The 19178-nt window shown below is 71.9% G+C and carries 13 protein-coding genes; 2 read left to right on the forward strand and 11 right to left on the reverse strand.

Features of this window, described 5'->3' with window-relative positions; genetic code table 11:
* Positions 1–15 precede the first annotated feature (15 nt).
* Positions 16–738 carry an SDR family oxidoreductase gene (locus AC4IJH_RS21875; RefSeq protein WP_490853496.1) on the reverse strand — a complete coding sequence of 241 codons (723 nt, stop codon included), beginning with the start codon at positions 736–738 and terminating at the stop codon, positions 16–18.
* A gap of 119 nt (positions 739–857) precedes the next feature.
* On the opposite strand from AC4IJH_RS21875, the gene AC4IJH_RS21880 reads away from it, so the two are divergent.
* On the forward strand, positions 858–1169 hold the full coding sequence (locus AC4IJH_RS21880) for an ArsR/SmtB family transcription factor (RefSeq protein ID WP_490853497.1): 312 nt from the start codon (positions 858–860) through the stop codon (positions 1167–1169).
* On the opposite strand, the gene AC4IJH_RS21885 is transcribed toward AC4IJH_RS21880, so the two are convergent.
* The 8 genes from AC4IJH_RS21885 to AC4IJH_RS21920 all read right to left on the reverse strand — a co-directional run bounded on the left by AC4IJH_RS21885 (position 1159) and on the right by AC4IJH_RS21920 (position 11060).
* Positions 1159–1674 carry a DUF2165 domain-containing protein gene (locus AC4IJH_RS21885; RefSeq protein ID WP_490853498.1) on the reverse strand — a complete coding sequence of 172 codons (516 nt, stop codon included), beginning with the start codon at positions 1672–1674 and terminating at the stop codon, positions 1159–1161. The two genes, AC4IJH_RS21880 and AC4IJH_RS21885, sit on opposite strands and share 11 nt — an antisense overlap.
* Before the next feature lie 219 nt (positions 1675–1893).
* Positions 1894–2901 (reverse strand): hypothetical protein, encoded by a 1008-nt coding sequence (locus AC4IJH_RS21890; RefSeq protein ID WP_490853499.1) that lies wholly within the window; start codon positions 2899–2901, stop codon positions 1894–1896.
* Positions 2898–3806, reverse strand: coding sequence for a hypothetical protein (locus tag AC4IJH_RS21895; RefSeq protein WP_490853500.1), 909 nt, complete (start codon positions 3804–3806; stop codon positions 2898–2900). The genes AC4IJH_RS21890 and AC4IJH_RS21895 overlap by 4 nt, the downstream gene beginning before the upstream one ends.
* 59 nt (positions 3807–3865) lie before the next feature.
* A complete protein-coding gene (gene glgX / locus AC4IJH_RS21900; RefSeq protein ID WP_490853501.1) occupies positions 3866–5872 on the reverse strand; it encodes a glycogen debranching protein GlgX in 2007 nt (668 codons plus the stop codon).
* Positions 5873–5903: 31 nt separating this feature from the next.
* Complete coding sequence (locus AC4IJH_RS21905) at positions 5904–7157, reverse strand: cupin domain-containing protein (RefSeq protein WP_490853502.1); 1254 nt, start codon at positions 7155–7157, stop codon at positions 5904–5906.
* A gap of 28 nt (positions 7158–7185) precedes the next feature.
* On the reverse strand, positions 7186–8316 hold the full coding sequence (locus tag AC4IJH_RS21910; RefSeq protein ID WP_490853503.1) for a cupin domain-containing protein: 1131 nt from the start codon (positions 8314–8316) through the stop codon (positions 7186–7188).
* Between the two features lies 1 nt (position 8317).
* Positions 8318–10120 (reverse strand): GMC oxidoreductase, encoded by a 1803-nt coding sequence (locus tag AC4IJH_RS21915; RefSeq protein WP_490853504.1) that lies wholly within the window; start codon positions 10118–10120, stop codon positions 8318–8320.
* Positions 10121–10130: 10 nt separating this feature from the next.
* A complete protein-coding gene (locus tag AC4IJH_RS21920) occupies positions 10131–11060 on the reverse strand; it encodes a gluconate 2-dehydrogenase subunit 3 family protein (RefSeq protein WP_490853505.1) in 930 nt (309 codons plus the stop codon).
* 247 nt (positions 11061–11307) lie between these two features.
* Here AC4IJH_RS21920 and AC4IJH_RS21925 point away from each other — a divergent pair, with 247 nt between their 5' ends.
* Entirely contained in the window at positions 11308–12348 is a 1041-nt protein-coding gene (locus tag AC4IJH_RS21925; RefSeq protein ID WP_490853506.1) for an NADPH:quinone reductase, read from the forward strand.
* Here the strand turns inward: AC4IJH_RS21925 and AC4IJH_RS21930 are convergent.
* Both AC4IJH_RS21930 and AC4IJH_RS21935 read right to left on the reverse strand, forming a co-directional pair.
* Positions 12333–12893 (reverse strand): SRPBCC domain-containing protein, encoded by a 561-nt coding sequence (locus AC4IJH_RS21930; protein ID WP_490853507.1) that lies wholly within the window; start codon positions 12891–12893, stop codon positions 12333–12335. The two genes, AC4IJH_RS21925 and AC4IJH_RS21930, sit on opposite strands and share 16 nt — an antisense overlap.
* Positions 12894–12944: 51 nt before the next feature.
* A complete protein-coding gene (locus AC4IJH_RS21935) occupies positions 12945–19094 on the reverse strand; it encodes a DUF5979 domain-containing protein (protein ID WP_490853508.1) in 6150 nt (2049 codons plus the stop codon).
* Between the last annotated feature and the right edge of the window lie 84 nt (positions 19095–19178).

Genomic DNA, 19178 nt, shown 5'->3' on the forward strand with positions numbered 1-19178 from the left:
CGCGGGTCGCTTCTGTCACAGGGAGCGGGCCGCGCCGCCGTCGATGCGGATGCTCTCGCCGTTGATGTACGCGGCATCGTCGGAGAGCAGGAAGCGGGCGAGCTTGCCGATCTCCTCGGTGGTGGCATAGCGCCCGGCCGGGATCCTGGCGAGGAATTCCGGGTCCTCGGGCCAGCTGTTCACAAAGCCCGGCAGGATGCTGTTCATGCGGATGCCCTGGGCCGCGTACCGGTCGGCATAGAGCTTGGTGAAGCTGCTCAGCGCCGCCCGCAGGCTGGAGTTGAGCGGGATCATCCCCATCGGCTCGAAGGCCGTGTAGGAGGAGAGGTTGACCAGCGCGCCCTTGCCGGCCCGCTCCAGGTGCGGGGTGACCAGGCGGGCCATCCGCACCACGCTCAGCACCAGCATGTCCAGGCCGTCGTGCCAGTCCTGGTCGGACATCGCCAGCAACTCGTCATTTCTGGCGTGGCCCGCGCCGTTGACGACGGCGTCGATCCGGCCGTACGTGTCCATGGTGCGCTCGACCAGCCGCGCCAGGTCCTCGGGCTCGGTCAGCGAGCCGACCGTGGCGATGCCGCCGAGCTCCCGCGCGAAGGCCTCGACGGAGGCGTCGATGTCCAGGAGGGAGAGGCGGTAGCCGGCGGCCGCCAGCTCGGTGGCGATGCCGCGGCCGATGCCAAAGCCGGCGGCGGTGACGAGGGCGACGGGCGCCGGGACGGGGGTCGGGGTGGTGCTCATGACGGGGCTCCTGTGCTGCACGCCGAAGCGGCGTCCGTACGTCTGTATGGCATTCACCGTACAGTCGAACGGTGAAACGGACAAACGGCGCAGTATGGGATCCGTCGTACGATCGATGCATGAGCATGTACCACCCCGACCGCGACCAGCTGCTCGTCGAGGACGTCCTCGCCGCCCTGGGCAACCCCGTGCGGCTCGGCATCGTGCGGGAGCTGGCCGCCTCCGGCGAAGCGCGGACCTGCGGCAGCCTCCCGCTGGAGGTGACCAAGGCCACCGCCACCCACCACTGGCGGGTGCTGCGCGAGTGCGGGATCACCCGCGAGCACAAGGAAGGCCGCTACAAGGCCGTCAGCCTGCGGCGCGAGGACCTCGACGCCCGCTTCCCCGGCCTGCTCGAAGCGGTCCTGGCGGCCACCTCGCCTACTCGCTGACGCCCTCCGGCCGCGCCTGGCGGGAGCCGGCGGCAGGCAGGTGGATCAGGATCAGGACGGCGGCGGCGACCAGGAAATTGCGGGTGGCGGCCTCCAGCCCGTTCCACTGCTTGGACTGCCACATGGCGAACCACTCGCCGCCGATGGCCAGGAAGCCGCCGCCGAAGAGCAGCATCAGCATCAGCAGCCCCGCGGTGCTCAGCTGCTTGGCGCGGGCGGTGCGGCCGCTGCGCAGCGCCCGCACCCACAGCACGGTCGCGGCGATGAGCAGCAGCGCGGCGATGGTCTCCCAGGCGATGACGGCGATGTACGCGATGTTCTGCACGGTGCGCGACTCGATGGCCCGCCACATCAGGTCCGGGTCCTTGAAGGTGGTGTCCATCGCCAGGACATGCTGGACGAACGCCTGGTTCGTACCGAAGTCCGTGATGTTGCCGAACGCGACGAGCGCGATGTAGAGCGCGACCGTGCCGGTGAGCACGGCCGCAGCTGATCTGATGGACATTCATCCTCCACTGCCCCGTGCGGGCCGCGACGGCAGGGCCGCCCGCACGAGGTCCTACTTCGAATCGACGGGGTAGGCGCGGCGGCCGCTGCCGGGCCGCCGTCGAATCCCCCTCGCCCCCGTGCGCGAACTGCCGCGATCACTCTGCCGTATACAAAAGCACCCAGGTGAGGCGATCGGGCAACGGGGTCCGCCTTCTTGGTCATCTCACCTGTCCGCTCAGCCCGCACGGCCCGCGCCGAGGCTGATGCGGACGGCGCCGTCGTAGGGCACAACGAAGGTCCGGCTGCTGCCCGCGGTCCAGTGCGCGGGGACCAGGAACAGCCGGGCGTTGGACTCCACGAGCAGCCGCAGCCCCCGGTAGCGGTAGGGGAACGTGCCCTTGGCGGGGCGGGGCAGCGGTGTCTCCGCGACGCCGGGCGGCAGATCCCCGAGCGGCTCCTTGGTGTAGAGCGTGACCTCCGGGCGCAGCGGCAGGGAGCCGGCGTCGTCCAGGGCCCGGCCCCGTCCGTAGGCGGCGGCGAAGCTGTTGGCGGCCCAGAACGAGCCGGCCACGACGATGACGGCGGCCCAGGCCAGGGCGTATCTGCCGATGCGCGCCACGGCGGCGGACTCCAGCCAGGCGGCCAGGGCGGTGGCGGTCGCGGCGGACGGGGGCAGCGGTGGCGGATCGTCGGGAGGAGGGTCCGGGGCGGTGTGCCGGTGGCCCCAGCGGATGCCGACGGTGCGCAGCAGCCACAGGCCGTACGCGGTCGCCAGGATGCCGCCGCCGAGGGACAGCGGGGTCGTCGCGATGCTCTCCGTGCGGGCCACCTGCGCAACCAGCAGGCCCATCACGCCCCGGGCGAACGCCAGCAGCCCGGCCAGGACCGTGAACAGGCCCACCCACCCGCTGAGCGCGTCGCGGTCCGGCGATACGAGCAGCCAGCGGACCGCGGCGTGCGCGGCGACGACCAGCAGGCCCGCGATCGCCAGGACGATCAGCGGCGGGTAGACCGCTTCCACTCCGTAGAGCAGCATCTCCTGGAGCGAGAGGTCGACCATGTCGAGGTAGACGCCGAAGTAGCGAAAGCGCGCGGTGGTCGCCACGTAGCCGAAGTAGAACAGCAGCGTGGTGGCCACGGTGGTCGGCGCGATGACGTTGGCCGCCGCCCACAGACGGCGGCCGATCTCACTGCCCAGCGGTCCGGGCTCGGGCTCCGGGTCCGGCGCGGGGGAGGGCGTCACGCCCCGGCCCGGGAGGCGAACAGCGCGCCGGTGGGCGTCACTTCGGGCGTCGGCTCGGTGGGCGGCTGGGTGGTCGGTGGCGGTGGCGGTGGCGGCGGTTCGGTGGTCGGCGGCTGGGTGGTCTCGGTGCCGGAGGGCGGGGTGTTCCCCTTCACGGTGATGGGCACGTCGCGGGTGACCACGGTCGTCACGGTGTGCCCGGCGGACGGCGCGTACTGGCTGCCGAGCCGCGAGCAGGGGCGCGGGGTGCGCGAGGTGCACTGGGCCACGACCTCGGTGTGCAAGGCCGCCGTCTCGCCGAGGGAGGTGGGGTCCACGACGTTGAGGCTGCAGCCGTTGTACGGCCGGCGCGACGCGGGCTGCAGTACCGTACCGGCCGCGCAGGTGGTGATCGGGTCGGTCAGACCGGAGCCCAGCAGCGCCGCTTCCGAAGCGGAGACCGTGCACGGCTCGCCGGAGAGGCTAAGGCGGTCCGCGCCGCGCAGCTGAAGCGCCTGGATCCGTACGGGGATGTCGGCGCCGTCATTGACGAGGACGATGCAGCCGCCCCCGGGGTTCAGGCCGTCGAGGCCGCCGTTGACCGGGTAGACGTTGTCCAGCGTCGGGCCCGGGATGTGGGCGACGCCACTGCCGCCGCCCGGCCCGCCACTGCCGCCGCCCGGACCTCCGGTCGCCGCGCCGCCGCTGCCTCCCGGGCCTCCGTTGCCTCCCGCGCCGCCGCCCGTGGGGCCGCCGGAGGTGTCCGCCGTCGCGCCGGAGCCGGTGCGCCCGTCGGAGGCCGCCCCCTGGGGTGCGGTGTCCGGGGAGTCGCCGGTCCCGGCCCGGACGACGGCGAAGATGCCGACGAGGAGCAGGACCGCCGCTGCCACGGCGAGGATCACATGGGTCGAGCGGCGTGCGGCCATGGCATCTCCCCCTTTGACCGGATGGTAGGAGGCCAACCGGCCGCGGTGAAGGGGCCTCGTCAGGGCGCGGGCACCACAGCCGTGGCGACCAGTGCCGTGCGCGGCGGGACGGTCAGCCCCTCGCCCGTTTTGAGAGTGATGGGCGCCGCCGGTGCGCCGTCCGCTGTGGTGGTGTCCAGCACGACCTCGTAGACCGCACCGGCCCGGCCGGGCACGGTGAAGTGCGCGGCGCCGGTGTCGGCGTTCAGGGCGGCGAGCAGGTCGTGGTCGGGCGCGGGTGCCCGGTCCCCGGCCAGGACGAAGGCCAGGAAGCGGGTGGCGGGGTCGTGCCAGCGGGCCGCGGTCATCGGGCGGCCCTCGCGGTCGTACCAGGCGATGTCCGGCGGATCGCCCTGCCCGGTGAGGAACGCGGTGCGCTGCAGGGCCGGGTGGGTGCGCTGGAGGGCGACGGCCCGGCGGACGAAAGCGGTCAGCTCGGTCGGCGTCGACCAGTCGTACCAGCTGAGGGCGTTGTCCTGGCAGTAGGCGTTGTTGTTGCCGCGCTGGGTGCGGCCCAGTTCGTCGCCGCCGTACAGCATCGTGCAGCCCTGCGACAGCAGGAGGGTGAGCAGCATGTTGCGGCGCTGGCGCTCGCGCACGGCGGTGATGGCGGGGTCCGAAGTGGGGCCCTCCACGCCGTAGTTGGCCGCGCGGTCGTCGTTCGTGCCGTCCTGGTTCCCCTCGCCGTTGGCCTCGTTGTACTTGTGCTCGTAGGTGACCAGGTCGTGCAGCGTCTTGCCGTCGTGGCAGGTGACGAAGTTGATGGAGGCGTCCGGGCCGCGCCGGTCGGCGGCGTACAGGTCGCAGGAGCCGGCGATACGGGTGGCCAGCTGCGCCACCGCGGGGCGGCCGCGCCAGAAGTCGCGGTAGGTGTCGCGGGAGCGGTCGTTCCACTCGTTCCAGCCGGGCGGGAAGCGCCCGACCTGGTAGCTGTCGGGGGCGCCCACGTCCCACGGCTCGGCGATCAGCTTGACGCGGTTGAGGACCGGGTCCTGGTAGAGCAGGTCGAAGAAGGCGGAGAGGCGGTCCACGTAGCCGAACTGGCGCGCCAGGGTGGCGGCGAGGTCGAAGCGGAAGCCGTCGATGTGCATCTCGGTGACCCAGTAGCGCAGCGAGTCCATGATCAGCCGCAGTACTTCGGGGCGGCCCGCGTTGAGGGTGTTGCGGGTGCCGGTGGTGTCGATGTAGCGGGAGGGGTCGGCCGGGTCCAGGCGGTAGTACAGCTCGTTGGCCAGGCCGCGCAAGCACAGCGCCGGGTCCTCGGGCGGGCCCTCGGCGGTGTGGTTGTAGACGACGTCCAGGATCACCTCCAGGCCCGCGGCGTGCAGGGCGCGCACCATCTCCTTGAAGTCGGTGAGCTGGCCGCCGTCGGCGCCGCGCGCACTGTAGGCGGCGTGCGGGGCGAAGAAGCCGATGGTGGAGTAGCCCCAGTAGTTGCTCAGGCCGCGGTCCAGCAGGAAGGGCTCGGAGAGGAACTGGTGCACCGGCAGCAACTCCACGGCGGTGACGCCCAGTTGGCGCAGGTGCTCGACGACGGCCGGGTGTGCGAGCCCGGCGTAGGTGCCGCGCAGCTCGGGCGGTACGGCGGGGTGGGCGGCGCTGATGCCCTTGACGTGGGTCTCGTACAGGACGGTGTGCGGCCACGGGTGGCGCGGCGGGCGGTCCGTGCCCCAGTCGAAGGAGGTGTCGGCGACCAGCGAGGCCAACGTGCGCGCGGCGAGCGGCTTGAGCACCCGCGCATAGGGGTCCAGCAGCACCTTGGTGCCGTCGAAGCGCAGGCCGCGCCCCGGCTCGAACGGCCCGTGCGCGCGGAAGCCGTAGGACTGCCCCGGGCCCGCGCCGGGCACATAGGTGTGCCAGATGTCGCAGTCCACCGCCATCGGCAGCCGCCGCTCGCCGCCCGCGTCGAACAGGCACAGCTCGACGTGCCCGCCGTACGCGCCCGCCGAGGAGTGCACCGCGAAGGAGGTGCCCGCGCCGTCCCAGTGCGCGCCGAGCCGGTACGGATCGCTCGCCGGTGTCGTCATCCGCCGTAACCGCCCATCGAAGAACCGTCCCTCAGTCGTATCCGCCGAACATGAACAGGGAGGCGCGCTGGTCCGCCGGGTTCATCAGCCCGTGCAGCTGGCCGCCCTTGAGGAAGGCCAGATGCCCGGCGGGCAGCCGGCGCACCTCGAAGCAGCGCACCCGGGTTCCCGAGTCGGCCCAGTCGCCGATCACCATCAGCCCGTCGCCCTCCAGCATCAGGAAGACCTCCTGGTTGTCGCGGTGCCGGTGCAGCCCGATGCCGCAGGCCGGGTCCAGGACGTGCAGATCCATGTAGTTCACCGCGAGGAAGGGCTCCGCATCGCCGCTGACGTGCCCCTTGTTGCCGTACGCGTCCAGGTTGTACGGCTCCAGCGCGCGCCGCAGCTCGTTGCTGCCCGCCCAGCGCCCGTAGTCGCTGAAGAGCGTGCGGAACTCCAGGAAGCCCACCCCGCCGTGCGGGTTGGGGCTGGTGCCCACGCTGAGGTAGTGCTCCCAGCCGCGCACCTTCATCTCGAAGGCCAGGCGGACCGTGCCCGAGGGCGGGTCGGCCGCGCCCGCGCCGTCCGGCGCCGCCGTCCAGCGCAGGTCGATGGTGCAGGGGAGCACCGGGTGCATGGCGTGGCGCGGGGCGACGGCCCGCAGGTCCTGGTTGGTCAGCTGGTCGCGGGCGAAGTCCTGGCCCAGGCCGGTGACGATGTCGGGGCGGGGCGTGAGGAGCCCACGATCCAGCGCCGACCTGCCGCGCTCGCCCAGCAGTTCGCGCAGCCCGTCGCCGACCCGGCCCCACAGCTCGACCGTGTAGAAGTCGCTCTCCTCGTCGTAGGGCACCGGCACGGTCACCGGCGGGCCGCCCTGTACGGAGACCACACAGCCGATCACATCGCCCAGCCGCCCCGCCTGCCGCCACAGCGCCGAGTCGGGGCCGCCCCGGTAGGACAGCTGGAGGAAGGGGCCGCGCCAGTCGCCGACCGCCGCCCAGCCGCGCACCGCCCGGGTGTCGCCGAGCGTGAAGTCGCGCAGATTCTGCTTCTGGAAGTCGCTCTTGTCGTCCTGCTGTGCCGGATCGAGCTGGTCCTGGTTGGGGGAGGCGGGTCCGTACAGCTGCAACGACCGCAGGGGATACAGGTGTTGGAGCGACTCGGGCTCGTACAGCTCGCGCTCGGCGGCGAGCCGGGTGCGCTCCAGCAGGCCCAGGAGTTTCAGGAGGGGGTTGTCGGCCGCGTAGTCCGGTGGCTTGACGGGGTCGACGCGGAAGACCGAGTCGGTGTGCACGATCTTGGGCATCGCGGGACCGCCTTGAGGGAAAGGGGATTCAGGTGGTGTGGTAGAGGAACGCGACGAACTTCAGCGGCTCCTGGTGCGGATTGCGGATGCCGTGCACGCCTCCGCTCTTGGTGTAGATCACGCTGCCCGGCTTGACGGGCAGCTCACGGCACTTGACCGGCCCGACACCGAAGACCGGGCGCTCCACCAGCGGATAGCCGCTGGTGGTCGGGTCGTCGCCGTCGCTCATGTACGCGATGCCGGTGCCGGAGACGACGTAGTACAGCTCCTCGGAGCCGATGTGGCGGTGGGCGCCCTCCACCGCGCCCGGCGGCACCGTCACCTCGTGGAAGAACACCAGATCGCTGCCCAGCTCGCGCTGGAAGAGCCAGCGCATCTGCACGATGTTGTCCTCGTGCCGCTCCGGATCGCCCTCGTCCGTCATGGCGTTGCGGTAGTTGACCGGCTGGAGCTGCGAGGCGTCCGGGAGGAAGAAGCCGCGCTGGAAGTCCAGCAGGTAGTTGCTGTCGGAGACGGTGTTCTGCGGCGAGCTGGGCTTGGGAGTGCGCGGCTCCTGGTGGGAGCGCAGATAGGCGTTGTCCCACTGCGGATTGCCCAGTTTCTGGCCGGTGGGGTACAGCATCCCGTCCTCGCGGAAGGCCATCGCGACCTCGGTGACCGAGCCCAGCAGGGGGGAGAGGCGCGGGACGCGGGTGATGGGCGCGTCCTTGCCCATGAGGGGCAGTACGCGGTGGTCGTGCGGGGTGCCGTCGGGCGGCTCCAGGGTCTCCCAGATCTCGGTGGCGTACGCGCCGATCACCGGGTCCCAGTGCAGGGTGACGATGGCCTCGGCCGCTTCGGCCGGGTCCTCGCCGGTGACCTTCAGCCACGCCTTGGTGCGCGGGCCCAGCCGCCGCCCGAACTCCCGCGCCTGCTCCACCAGGCGGATGCCGGAGTACTCGATGCGCAGCATCGGGCACAGCTTCACCCCGCCCAGGAACACATCGCCCTTGATGGCGGTGCCGTCGGCCGAGCCGCGTACCTCGGCGACGTAGTAGCGGTAGCGCGAGGAGCGGGTGGCGTTGAGATAGCGGGCGTGGTAGATCCGGTCGGGGTAGAAGACGACCCGGAAGATCTCGTTCTCGGGGTGGGTGAAGACCTCGTCGAAGCGGCTGTCCATGTCATGGCCTCCCGGCCCGGTCCAGCAGCGCGTCGCCGACGCGGAAGGAGTTGGCCTCGATGGTGAGGGTGGGGTTGGCGCTGCCGGAGGTGGGCATGAACGCGCCGTCGGTGACGTAGAGGTTGTCGAAGTTCCAGGCCCGGCAGTCCCGGTCCAGCACCGAGTCGCTCGCTTCGGTGCCGAACCGCGCTCCGCCCAGCACGTGGTTGGCGATCCGCACCACCGAGCCGCCCACCGACCCGGCAGAGACATCCCGTACGTCCCCGCCGCGCACCAGGATCTGCCGGCACTGCTCGGCCAGCACGTCCATCAGCGCGCGGTCGTGCGGGTGCCAGGTCTTGAGGATGTACGCGGCCGGGCGCCCCCACTTGTCCTTGACGGTGGGATGCAGCTCGATGCGGTTGGCGCGCTGCGGCACCTGGTTGGCCATGAACGCCACCGACAGACGGCGGCCGAAGCTGGCGTCGAGGTAGTCCTCGAAGCCGTCGCCGAGAATGCCGGTGTCGAAGAGGTAGCCCTTCCACATGTTGTCCATGTCCATGGCCTGCCAGGTGCGGGCCAGCGACAGGGGCAGCGCGCCGTCGGAGGTGTTGTTGTAGATCACCCCGCCCGCCCACAGCCGCTGCTCGCGGAACCACTCCGGGCGGGCGCAGTGGTCGGTGGCCCAGTCCGAGTCCAGCGTGCGCGACTTGTCGGCGCGGGTGGGCACCACGCACTGCGCGCCGCCGAAGCAGTGCGTCAGGAAGTAACTGCCCAGCAGGCCATTGGCGTCGATGCGCTTGCCGAAGGCCGGATCCAGCTGGGCGGAGAGCTTCAGCAGCCGTACGGACTCGACCGCGGAGCAGGCCACGATCACCGTGCCGGCGGTGATCGTACGGGGCGTGCCGGCCGGGTCGCGGTAGTGCACGCGGGTCACCCGCGGCCCGTCGGCCTCCAGGTGGGTGACCGTGCAGTTGGCGCGCAGCTCGAAGCCGCCCGCGCCGTCGGCCAGCGGGGCCAGCAGCGACACCCAGACGTTGGACTTCAGGCCCAGCGGGTCGCCGTAGCGGTTCACGAACGCCGACTTGATGGTCTCGGGGTCGGCGGGCACGGTACGGCCGCTGGGCGCGTGGTCGCGGGTGATCACCGCGAGCGGGGTGCGGTAGCGGCGCATGCCCAGCGCGTCCATCCCGGCGGCGGCGTACGCGCTGATGGGGTTGGCCTCGAGCGGCGGCTGATAGAAGTCCTGGGAAGGGGACTTGGCCTGCCCCTCCCAGGTGCCGTTGATGCCCACCAGGCGCTCGGCCTTGGTGTAGTACGGCTCCAGCTCCGGGTAGCCGATGGGCCAGTCCCGGGCCTCGCGGCGCACCTCGCCGCCCGGGTCGTCGCGCAGATCGGTGCGGGCGGCGTTGAAGGAGGCCAGCGTCAGGTCCTCGGGGGTGAAGCGGGGTGACACCCCGCCGTACAACTGCGTTCCCCCGCCCACCACTTGGGCGGTGTAGCCCTCGATGGTGACCCGGTCCCTGCCGTCGCTGTCGCGGTAGACGTGCGGCTCGTCGTTGAGGTCCGGCTCGACATGGCTGGAGTAGTAGGACTCACCGGTGTTGGCCACGCCCTGGACGGTGATGCGCTTCTCCGCGCCGGTGGCGAAGCACTCGTCGCGCTTGAAGTCCGACAGGCCCGACGGGCTCTGCTGCTGGGTGCGCAGCAGCGGCCCCTTCTCCAGCATCACCACGCGGTGCCCGGCGCGTACCAGGGTGTGGGTCAGCGGGGCACCGCCCGCTCCGCTGCCGATGACCACGAAATCGGCCTGCTCCTGGGACATAGGGGCCCCCTCAGCCGCGGTAGTCGGTGTTGTGGCCCAGCGGCGCCTCCAGCGCCCGCCGCCAGTCGAAGAGCGTGCCGTCCGCCTCGTCCCGGAAGCGGCTCTCCAGATATATCCAGCCCGCTGCGCCGGAATTCCCGCCGTGCCTGGGGTGGGCGAAAGCTCCGGTCATCGCGTGCCGTCGCAGGAGCAGCAGGAAGTGGCGCGGGCTGCCGTAACGGGAGTAGTCCCAGCCGTCAACCTTTTCGCTCTCCATCTGCCGGTACAGGTCGGCGAACATTTCCGGCGGCGCCGCGGCCGGGTCGAGGCCACCGAACCGGGCGCGCAGAATCTCCCCGGCCATGGCGAGACAGGTGCGGTAGTCGTCCGCGTGGTGCTGTTCCTGGCGGGCCAGGACCTTGTCGATGTAGTTGACCGTGCCGACCTCGTCGTCCAGTTGATAGGCCAGCGGGAATTCCTCCGCCCGCGCGGCCCGGTCCAGCGATTCGTACACCCCGCGGATGAAGCGTCGGTTCTCCTCCAGGCGGAAGGGCAGCAGGTGGCGCACCAGCCGGCCCAGCAGATCGCGCTCGGCGCGGGTGAAGGTGAGCGGCACCGCGCAGCCGTCGGTGAAGAACCGCGACCACGGCTCGCCGTTGTCCAGCACCGTGCGCTGCGGGTTGACCGGGTCCAGGCCGAAGACGCCGTCCGCGGCGAACTTGTAGGCGTGCACCTGCGCCTTGGGTACGCGCACGGTCGTGGCGTAGAAGCCGGTCGGCTCCCCTCCGAAGCGCACCGCACGCAGCGGCAGCGGCGCGTGCAGCGGCCCGAACGTGCCCACCACGCTCACCTCGCGCACCGCTTCGCGGCCGGTTCCGGCCCGTGCGTCATAGACGAAGGTGACGTCGTTGTAAGGGTAGGAACCGGCCGCCGAAACTCCGTCCCAATGGGCGTCGATCACCGGGAAACGCCAGGCCTCGCAAATCGCGGAGCGTGGATCTCCCGCGGCGTACTGGCCGAAATCATGGCGCGGTTCACCGCTTTGCCGGGCAAGGTATTTGGTGCAGTGATTCAGGATGTACTGATCGTCCTTCTCCATGACCACGATCGCCACTGTGGCACCCCCGAAAGGCCGTGCTGTGTCAACGAACGTATTGCGGCCGGAGGGGGTTGTCCACGCCACGAGCGGACGTCGTATCGTGCCTGATATGCGGGCAGCATGGTACGAGAGCAAGGGACCGGCCCAAAAGGTGTTCCGGGTGGGGGAGTTGTCGACTCCCGAGCCGGGTCCCGGCGAGTTACGGATCAGGCTGGAATACTCCGGGATCAATACCGGGGACGTGAAGAAGCGCCAGGTGTGGCTGGGCGCGGACCGTATGCCCTATCCGCGGGTGGTGCCGCACAACGACGGCGCGGGAGTGGTGGACGCGGTCGGCGATTCGGTGCCCGGCGACTGGCTGGGCGAGCGGGTGTGGTGCTCCTACGCCCAGAGCTACCGGCCGTACGGCACCGCCGCGCACTGCACGGTGGTGCCCGAGGGCTGCGTCGGCGTGCTGCCCGACAGCGTCTCCACCGAGCAGGGCGCCTGCCTCGGCGTGCCCGGACTCACCGCCCACCGCGCGCTGTTCGCCGACGGCCCGCTCTCCGGGGCCACGGTGCTGGTGGCCGGCGCGCTGGGCACGGTCGGCCGCGCGGCGGTGGTGCTGGCGCACCGCGGCGGGGCGCGGGTGATCGGCACGGCCACCCGCGCCGAGCAGCTGGAGCACGTCCGCGAACTGGGCGCCGACCACGCGCTGCGGGCGTTCAGCGGCCTGGCGGACGCGGTCCTGGAACTGACCGGCGGCCGCGGCGCCGACCGCATCGTGGAGGTCGCCCTGGACGCCAACGCCCGCCCCGACGCCCGGCTGCTGGCCCCCGGCGGCACCATCGCCGCCTACGCCACCCACGAGCCCGACCCGTCCCTGCCGTTTTGGCCGCTGGCCTTCAAGAACGCCACCCTGCGGCTGCTGGGCTACGACGACTTCCCCCAGGACGCGGTACGCGCCGGCATCACCGAGGTCACCGCCGCCGCCGCGGCCGGCGCGCTGCGCTACCCGATCGCGCACGTCTTCCCCCTGGAGGACATCGCGGCCGCCCACGAGGCGGTGGAGCGCCCGTCGCGGCCGGGCCGGGTGCTGATCGGTCTGGGCGCGGACCGGTGGCCCGACGACCCGCGGCCCTCAGGGCCGGACCGTCACAGGCCCTGGTAGCGCTCCGGTTCGACCACCGTGGACAGCCCGTTGAGCAGCAGCCGGGTGCCGCCGCGCAGATGGGCGGTGTCCTGGCTGCCGTCCCCGGTCAAGGCGAGAGAGGCGTACTGCTCGGTCCACACCAGCCGGGATCCGCCGTCCTGTGCGGCGAGTTCGACCGTGACCAGGGAGACCCAGCGGCGGACGCCGTCGACCTGCGCTTGGTAGCTGTAGACGATGCGCCGGTCGGGGACGATGTCCAGGAAGCGGGAGCGGTAGGCGAGATGCTCCTCGATGCCCATGGAGGAGAACACGTTACGGGCCTCCTCGCCCCCGCCGACGCGGAAGTCCAGCTCGTGCGAGGCGGTCTTGGAGGAGCCGGGGAGACGGAACCAGCGGGTGCGCAGCGCCGGATCGGCGAAGGCCGCGAAGACCCGCGCCGGGGGCACCAGGAAGTCGGACGCGACGGAGAACGAACCGTGCAGGACCGGCCCCTGGGCCCCGCCGGACGGCTCGTCACCCAGGGAACTTCCTTCGCCCACCAGCGCTGTGCCATCGGCAGTCATCGCCTGGGCGTAACCCACGGTCCACGGGCGCCCCGGCCGGGGCCGCGGCGCCTACATCCGCCTCCCGCGCCGCCGCGCGCGGAACCCGAGCAGCAGACCGGCCAGGGCGAAAGCCAGGCCCGACGCGGCGATCAGCCAGCGCATCTCGGCTCCGGTGGCGGGCAGTTCGGGGTGGTCGGGGTCGGGCCCCGGCGTGGGCGTCGGGTGCGGGGACGGCGGCACGGGCGGGGTGGGCGTGGGGGAGGGGGTCGGGGTGGGCGGCGGCGTCGGCTCGGGCGGGAAGGCGTTGGTCACGGTGACCGAGGACCGGTCGGCGGCCCGCACCACGCCGTCCCCGGCGCCGCCCGCCGTACCGGCGTCGGAGTCGGTGACGGTCACCTTCGCGCCCGCGGGCCGGGGGGTCTCCCGTACGGTGCACACCGCGCCCTTGAGGACCTCGATGGTGCGCGAGCGGCCCGCGGCGAGACTGAAGCGGGCGTCCTCGGGGCGCAGTCGCAGGGGCAGTTCGCTGCCGTCGCTGTCGTGGGCGACGCAGGAGACGGTGAAGGTGAACGGGCCCTTGCCGGCCGCGTTGCCGGTGACGCGCTTGGTGACGGTCAGCCGCCCGCGGTCGAAGGTGTTGGTGGCGGTGACGGTCACGGCCGGGTCGCCGGTGCCGCCCAGGACCACCGCCCGCTCGGCCGTGCCGTGGTCGACGCTGGAGGACGAGGCGCCGCCGTTGCGCTCCTCGGCCGCCCAGCAGCGGGTGCCCTTGGGCAGCGGGAAGCCCAGGTCGTCCACCGTGACCGTGTCGCTGCCGGTGAAGGTGTAGCGGCGGCGGTCCACCAGCGTGCGGGTCTGTCCGGGGGCGGTGTGCAGGGTGCAGGTCAGCAGCAGCGCGAAGGTGCGTCCCTCGGCGAATCGCGCGGCGCCGCCGGTGACCTTCTTCGCCAGGCGCAGCGTGCCGGTCTGGTAGGTGTTCGTGGCGGTGACGGTGACCTGGGGGGCGTCCTTGGTGACGATGACCGCGTCACCGTGGTTGCCGTGGTCGACCGTGGTCTCGGTGGCGCCGCCCTTGTCCATCTCCTCCGCCCAGCAGCGGGCGCCGATGGGCAGTTCGGTGGGGATGCGCAGGGTCTCGCCCGCCGCGACGGTGTAGCGCTTGCGGACCACGAAGGCCACCAGCGGGTCGCCGTCCGGGCCCTCGGCCTCGCGGATGCAGGTGACGCGGAAGACGAACTCCCGGGCGTACGGGGCGTCTTCGGGCGCGCCCTCGATCTTCTTGGTCAGGGACATGCGGCCGGTGGAGAAGGTGTTGGTGAAGTCCACGGCGACGGGGGTGGTGGTGTCCTTGGTGACGGTGACCGGGCCGACCGGCGGCGGGGTGTCGTCGGCGCCGCCGTTGTCGGCCTCGCTGACCGTGCACTCGGCGCCCACCGGCAGATCGGTCAGCTCCGCGGTCAGGTTGGGCGCGCGGGCGGTCAGCGTACGGACCACCACCTCGCGCCGCCCGTTGAAGTCGCAGGCCACCCGGAAGCGGAAGGTGCGGTCGGCGAACTTCGTCCCCGGCCCCTGCACCTGCTTGACCACCCGCAGCCCGCCCACCGCGAAGTCGTTGGCGACGGTGAGGGTGGCGGTCCGGTCGGGCACGGAGCCGATGACGGCGGTGTCGCTCTCACTGGACCCGGTGGCCGTGACGGTCACCGAGCTCGCGCCGCCGTTGCCCGGCTCGGTGGCCGTACAGCGGGCCCCGCGCGGAATGTTGTCCAGGCCCTGCTCGCCCGCCCCGTCGAAGGTGAGGTCCTTGGGGAACCCGGCCAGCGGCTGGCCCTGGTAGGTGCAGGCCACGCGGATGGTGAAGGGGCCCTGGCCGACGGTTTTCGCGGCCGGACCGGTGACGGACTTGCGGATCTTCAGGGCGGCGTTGGTGTAGGTATTGGTGATCGCGATGTGCTCGCCCTCCTGGTCGGGCGTGGCCGGAGTGATCACCACCCGCCGGGCGTTGGCCTCCCCCAGGTTCTCGCTCTGCGCGCCCGCCGAGTCGGTCTCCCACACCAGACAGGTCGCCCCGGCCGGGACGCCGATCAGCGCCATCGGCGTATAGAGCGTGATCTCGGACGTGTCCTCGCGGACGACCTGCGGGGTGCCGCCGGTGGGGGTGACGGTGCAGCGGTAGGCGACCTTGTAAGGGCCCAGCGCGACGCCCGGCGGCGGATTCTCCGCGATCTTGTCGATGCGCAGATTGCCGAACCGCATCCCGATGCCGACCTTGGGCGGCTCGGTGGTGGGCAGGTCCTGCGGCCGGCCGCCGCGCAGGATCGTCTCGGAGTGCGCGAAGGAGTTCCAGGCGATCGAAGGGTCACCGGGCCGGTCCAGGTCCACCGGCGAGGACATCGGCAGCCGCACGAACACCTCGCCGCCCGGGGCCAGGGTGTCGTTGAAGGTCACCCGCATCTCCACACCGCTGGCCTCGCGGGTGTACCCGTCTTTCCAGTCTCCGGCCGTGCAGTTGCGGCGCGGTGTCTTGATCAGGTCCGAGCAGGGGCTGGTGACGGTGGCGTACCGGGTCCTGAGGTTGCCGTCGCCGATCAGGGACGGCGCCCCGGACAGCCGCGGGCGCGGGCTCCACTCGGTGCCGCGCGGCTGGTTGCCCAGCAGCACCCCGGTGTCGCCCTCGTACGGGAGGATGTCCAGCAGCCGCACCTCCGAGGTCGGGTCGGTGCCGGAGTTGACCGCGCGGATGAGGTACTCGAAGTCCTCGCCGGGCTGCACCAGCGCGGTGCAGGGGTACTGGGTGTAGGTGCGCCCGCCCTGCTTGAGCAGCGGGCAGGAGGGCGAGTCCAGCGGTACGTACTGCTTGGTGACGGTGTTGTAGAAGGCCAGCGAGTCGTTCCCGGCCACCCACTTGGTGGCCTCGAAGGCCGTGCCGGGCAGCGTGGTGATCTCGGCGCGGGAGGTGCAGTAGCGGCCCGGCCCGAAGTTGGCGGTGTCGTCGACCACCTGGCCGTCGCGCCGGGAGTTCATCAGACAGGACACGTCCTTGCGGCCCTCGGAACCGGCCCCGAAGACGTTCTGCGCCACCGAGTCGCCGGGCACGCCGGGCGCCAGCTTCACCTGGAAGGTGATCTTGATTTCGGCGCCGGGCAGCATCGTCCAGTTAGGCCAGCGCCAGCGCACATGGGTCACCCGCCCGTCCGCGTTGCGCTGCGGCTCGTACGTGGGAGCGGGCGGGGCGGGCGTCCCGGAGGGCACCTTGTACGTCATACGGAAGGGCAGCCCGCCGTCGCCCGCGAAGGTCTCGTCGAAGCGCAGCAGTTCAGGGATGGGGTCGGCGATGACCAGGCCGGGGATCGGGCCCGTGCCCGTGTTGCGGACGGTCAGCGTGAACGGTGCCGTCTCCCCGGGGCCGATCCGCGAGTCCGGGGTCTTCTCCACGTCGAGCTGGGCGGTGCCCTCCTTCACTGTGAGCGTGGCCTCGCTGTCCCCGAACGGGAAGAGTTTGCCGGGCTGTTGGAGGCGGCTCTCGCCCGCGGCGCTCGCGGTGTCGTGCAGCGTCTCGGGGATCTCGGTGTCGGGGTCGGAGCGCAGGGTGCGGCGGGCGGCGACCTTGAAGCAGACGGTGGTGTCGCAGGCCCGGCCGGGGCGCAGCGGTGCGCCGGGGGTCAGCACGTACTCGCCGCTGGAGTTGGTGAAGGTGATGCGCAGTCCGCGGACGTCGGCGGCGTTGACTCCGGCCGGCAGGTCCGGGGTGTCGCTGGCGGTCGGGGTGCCGTTGGTGAAGACCGGCGGACTGGCGGTGCAGCCGGTGGTGCAGGCGTCGACCTGGACCCGGTCGGCGCCGGGCGGGAAGGTCACGCCGGTGAGCCGTACGAAGTCCACCGCGTCGAAGAAGTCCGCGTCGAGGTCGGTGACCTGGAGCTGCTTGAGGTTGATGTTGCCGGTGTTGCGGGCGGTGATCCGTACGTCGGGCTGTTGCGGGGGGACGCCCGGCAGGGTGCGCGCCACGGTGGAGGGGGAGATGGTCTTCTGCACCGAACCGGCGGTGCGCGCGGGGCGGGTGACACTCTCCTCGTGGGTGCAGGCGTTGCCGCCGATGGGCTTGCCGTTCGAGGTGATCTGCGCGCAGTTGCGGAAGCTGACGTCGTCGGCGACGCCGTCGCGGCGCACCACCTCCACGTCCACCATGATCCGGCCGTTCGGCGGCAGACTGCCGTCCGCGAGGCGGGCCCGAACGCCCTTGGCGCGGGCCAGCAGCGCGGCGTCGGAGGCGTTGTAGGCCACCCAGGCGCGGGCGTTGGGGTCGTAGACCTCCAGCAGCACGGGGAGACCGGCGGGGCTGCGGTAGCGCAGCGTGAGCTTGGTCAGCCGGACCACGTCGAAGGGGTTGCCGGCGGCGTTGGGGTCCGGCGGGTCGGTGATGGCGGGCTTGTCCAGCGGTACGGTGCCCGCGTTGGCCAGGTCGAGGGTGAAGGTCACCGGCTGGCCGGGCGGCACCTCGGTCTGGGAGGCGGACTTGGAGGTGCGTACGTCCTCGGTCTGCTGTCTCAGGGGCAGGGTCGCACAGGCGGTTCCGGCGCCCGCGCCCGCCCCGTCGACGGGGTTGGTGGCGCCCGCGTCGGCGCAGTTGCCGACGCTGGTGCCGGTGGCCTTGTCGTTGAGCGTGCCGTGCAGGGAGAGACGTCCGGTCGCGTTGGTGGCGATGGTGCCGCTGCCGGCGGCGTCGGTGCCGCGGAAGGTGACCGAGACCTCCTTGGGCGGGCTGCCCGCGGGGCATCCGGTGGACGGGAAGTCCTGGCGGGCGGGCGGCTGGGTGAGCTGGCGCGGGGTGGGCCTGCTGCCGTCGCGGCAGACGACGGTGACCGTCGCCGAGGTCGCGCCGCTGGGGAACTCCACCCGCATCTTGGACACATCGACCATGTCGAAGTTGTTGCGCGCGGTGGCCGAGGGCTCGGTGATGGTGAGGGTGGCCACGGGGAAGGAGGAGGTGTTGCGGGCGCCGATCACCATGGCGACGGGCGCCTTGGTGCCTTGCACGGCCTCGCCGTCGGCGATGTAGTTGCCGTCGGTGTCGGAGAAGAAGCTCTTGGTGGGCTGCACGGTGGCGATGTTGGGCAGGATGTCGTACGTCGCACACGCCTCGGGCCCGCTCACCGAACCGGCCACGGTGTCCCGCGCTGTGGTGGTGGCGCAGTTGCGCACCTGCTGACGCGTGGTCGGGGCGAGCGGGGCGCCGGTGGAGCGGACGGTGTCGCGCAGCTTCAGCCGCATCGCGACCTCGCCGCCGGTCGCGTCGTAGGGGAGTTTCGCGCCGGAGGCGGCCGTGAACTCGAACTTCACCCCGGTGATCTTGTCCGCCGCGACGCCGGGAGGCAGGGTGACGGCCGGTCCCGCGGTGGCCGGGCCCGCGACGTACTCGCTGTCCCGGCAGGGCGTCCCCGGCGGCTTGGTGCACACCAGCACCCGTACCCGGTCGGCGCCGGCGGGGAAGCGGGCGACCGGGCCGACGGAGACCACGTCGAAGTTCTCGTAGGTGGCGGGCGTGGTGTCGGCGGTGGTCAGGGAGGTGACCTCGGCCGAGGTGGAGGAGGCGTTGCGCACCCCCAGCGTGATCGTGGACTCCTCGTCGGACTGGGCGACGGCCGCGCCGTCCGACCACTTCTTGGTGGTCGCGGGGCGCACCTGGCGGGGGATACGGACCGTCACATCAGCGCCGTCGGAGGCCGGGTCGGCGTTGTCGGCGTCGATGGTGGCGGTGTTGGGGACCTTCGCGCCGTCGGCGAGGGTGGTCTCGGCCGGCACCCGCATGCCGATGGCGATATTGCGGCTGACGCCGGCGGGCAGCCCGGTCGACCCGGCGGGGGCCGGCGGGCTGGGCAGCGCCTCGGTGAAGCGGATGGTCAGTTTGCGGGTGGCGGCGTCGTAGGTGACCTGCCGGGTGTCGGTCGTCTTGGGCAGCGAGGAGATCTCGAAGTCCGCCGGCAGCACGTCCTCGAGGACCACGTTCACACAGGCGGTGGTCAGTGAGGAGCAGGAGGCGGTGAGGGTGTAGGTGAAGGTGCCGCCGGGCTCGATGGGCATGGTCGCGCCCGTGACGCGCTTGACGATGCCGACGTCGGCATCGGCAGCGTGCGCGGGGCCGACGGGGGCGCCCAACAGGGTCCCCGCGACCGTCGCGACGACCACGGCCATCGACAGGCCAAGGCGAATCAGCCGCTTCCGCACACCTGCTCCTTGCGCTATGCCAGGGATATCGCGAGACAGCATCACAGGCGAAGCGCAATAAATCGGTTGATGCACGGATGAAAC

The organism is Streptomyces sp. UF-297, from assembly GCF_058245575.1.

Excerpts from the sequence above, each read along its gene's own strand:
- AC4IJH_RS21875 (WP_490853496.1), bottom strand. The coding sequence starts at position 738 with ATGAGCACCACCCCGACCCCCGTCCCGGCGCCCGTCGCCCTCGTCACC.
- AC4IJH_RS21880 (WP_490853497.1), top strand. The coding sequence starts at position 858 with ATGAGCATGTACCACCCCGACCGCGACCAGCTGCTCGTCGAGGACGTC.
- AC4IJH_RS21885 (WP_490853498.1), bottom strand. The coding sequence starts at position 1,674 with ATGTCCATCAGATCAGCTGCGGCCGTGCTCACCGGCACGGTCGCGCTC.
- AC4IJH_RS21895 (WP_490853500.1), bottom strand. The coding sequence starts at position 3,806 with ATGGCCGCACGCCGCTCGACCCATGTGATCCTCGCCGTGGCAGCGGCG.
- glgX (WP_490853501.1), bottom strand. The coding sequence starts at position 5,872 with ATGACGACACCGGCGAGCGATCCGTACCGGCTCGGCGCGCACTGGGAC.
- AC4IJH_RS21905 (WP_490853502.1), bottom strand. The coding sequence starts at position 7,157 with ATGCCCAAGATCGTGCACACCGACTCGGTCTTCCGCGTCGACCCCGTC.
- AC4IJH_RS21910 (WP_490853503.1), bottom strand. The coding sequence starts at position 8,316 with ATGGACAGCCGCTTCGACGAGGTCTTCACCCACCCCGAGAACGAGATC.
- AC4IJH_RS21915 (WP_490853504.1), bottom strand. The coding sequence starts at position 10,120 with ATGTCCCAGGAGCAGGCCGATTTCGTGGTCATCGGCAGCGGAGCGGGC.
- AC4IJH_RS21925 (WP_490853506.1), top strand. The coding sequence starts at position 11,308 with ATGCGGGCAGCATGGTACGAGAGCAAGGGACCGGCCCAAAAGGTGTTC.
- AC4IJH_RS21930 (WP_490853507.1), bottom strand. The coding sequence starts at position 12,893 with ATGACTGCCGATGGCACAGCGCTGGTGGGCGAAGGAAGTTCCCTGGGT.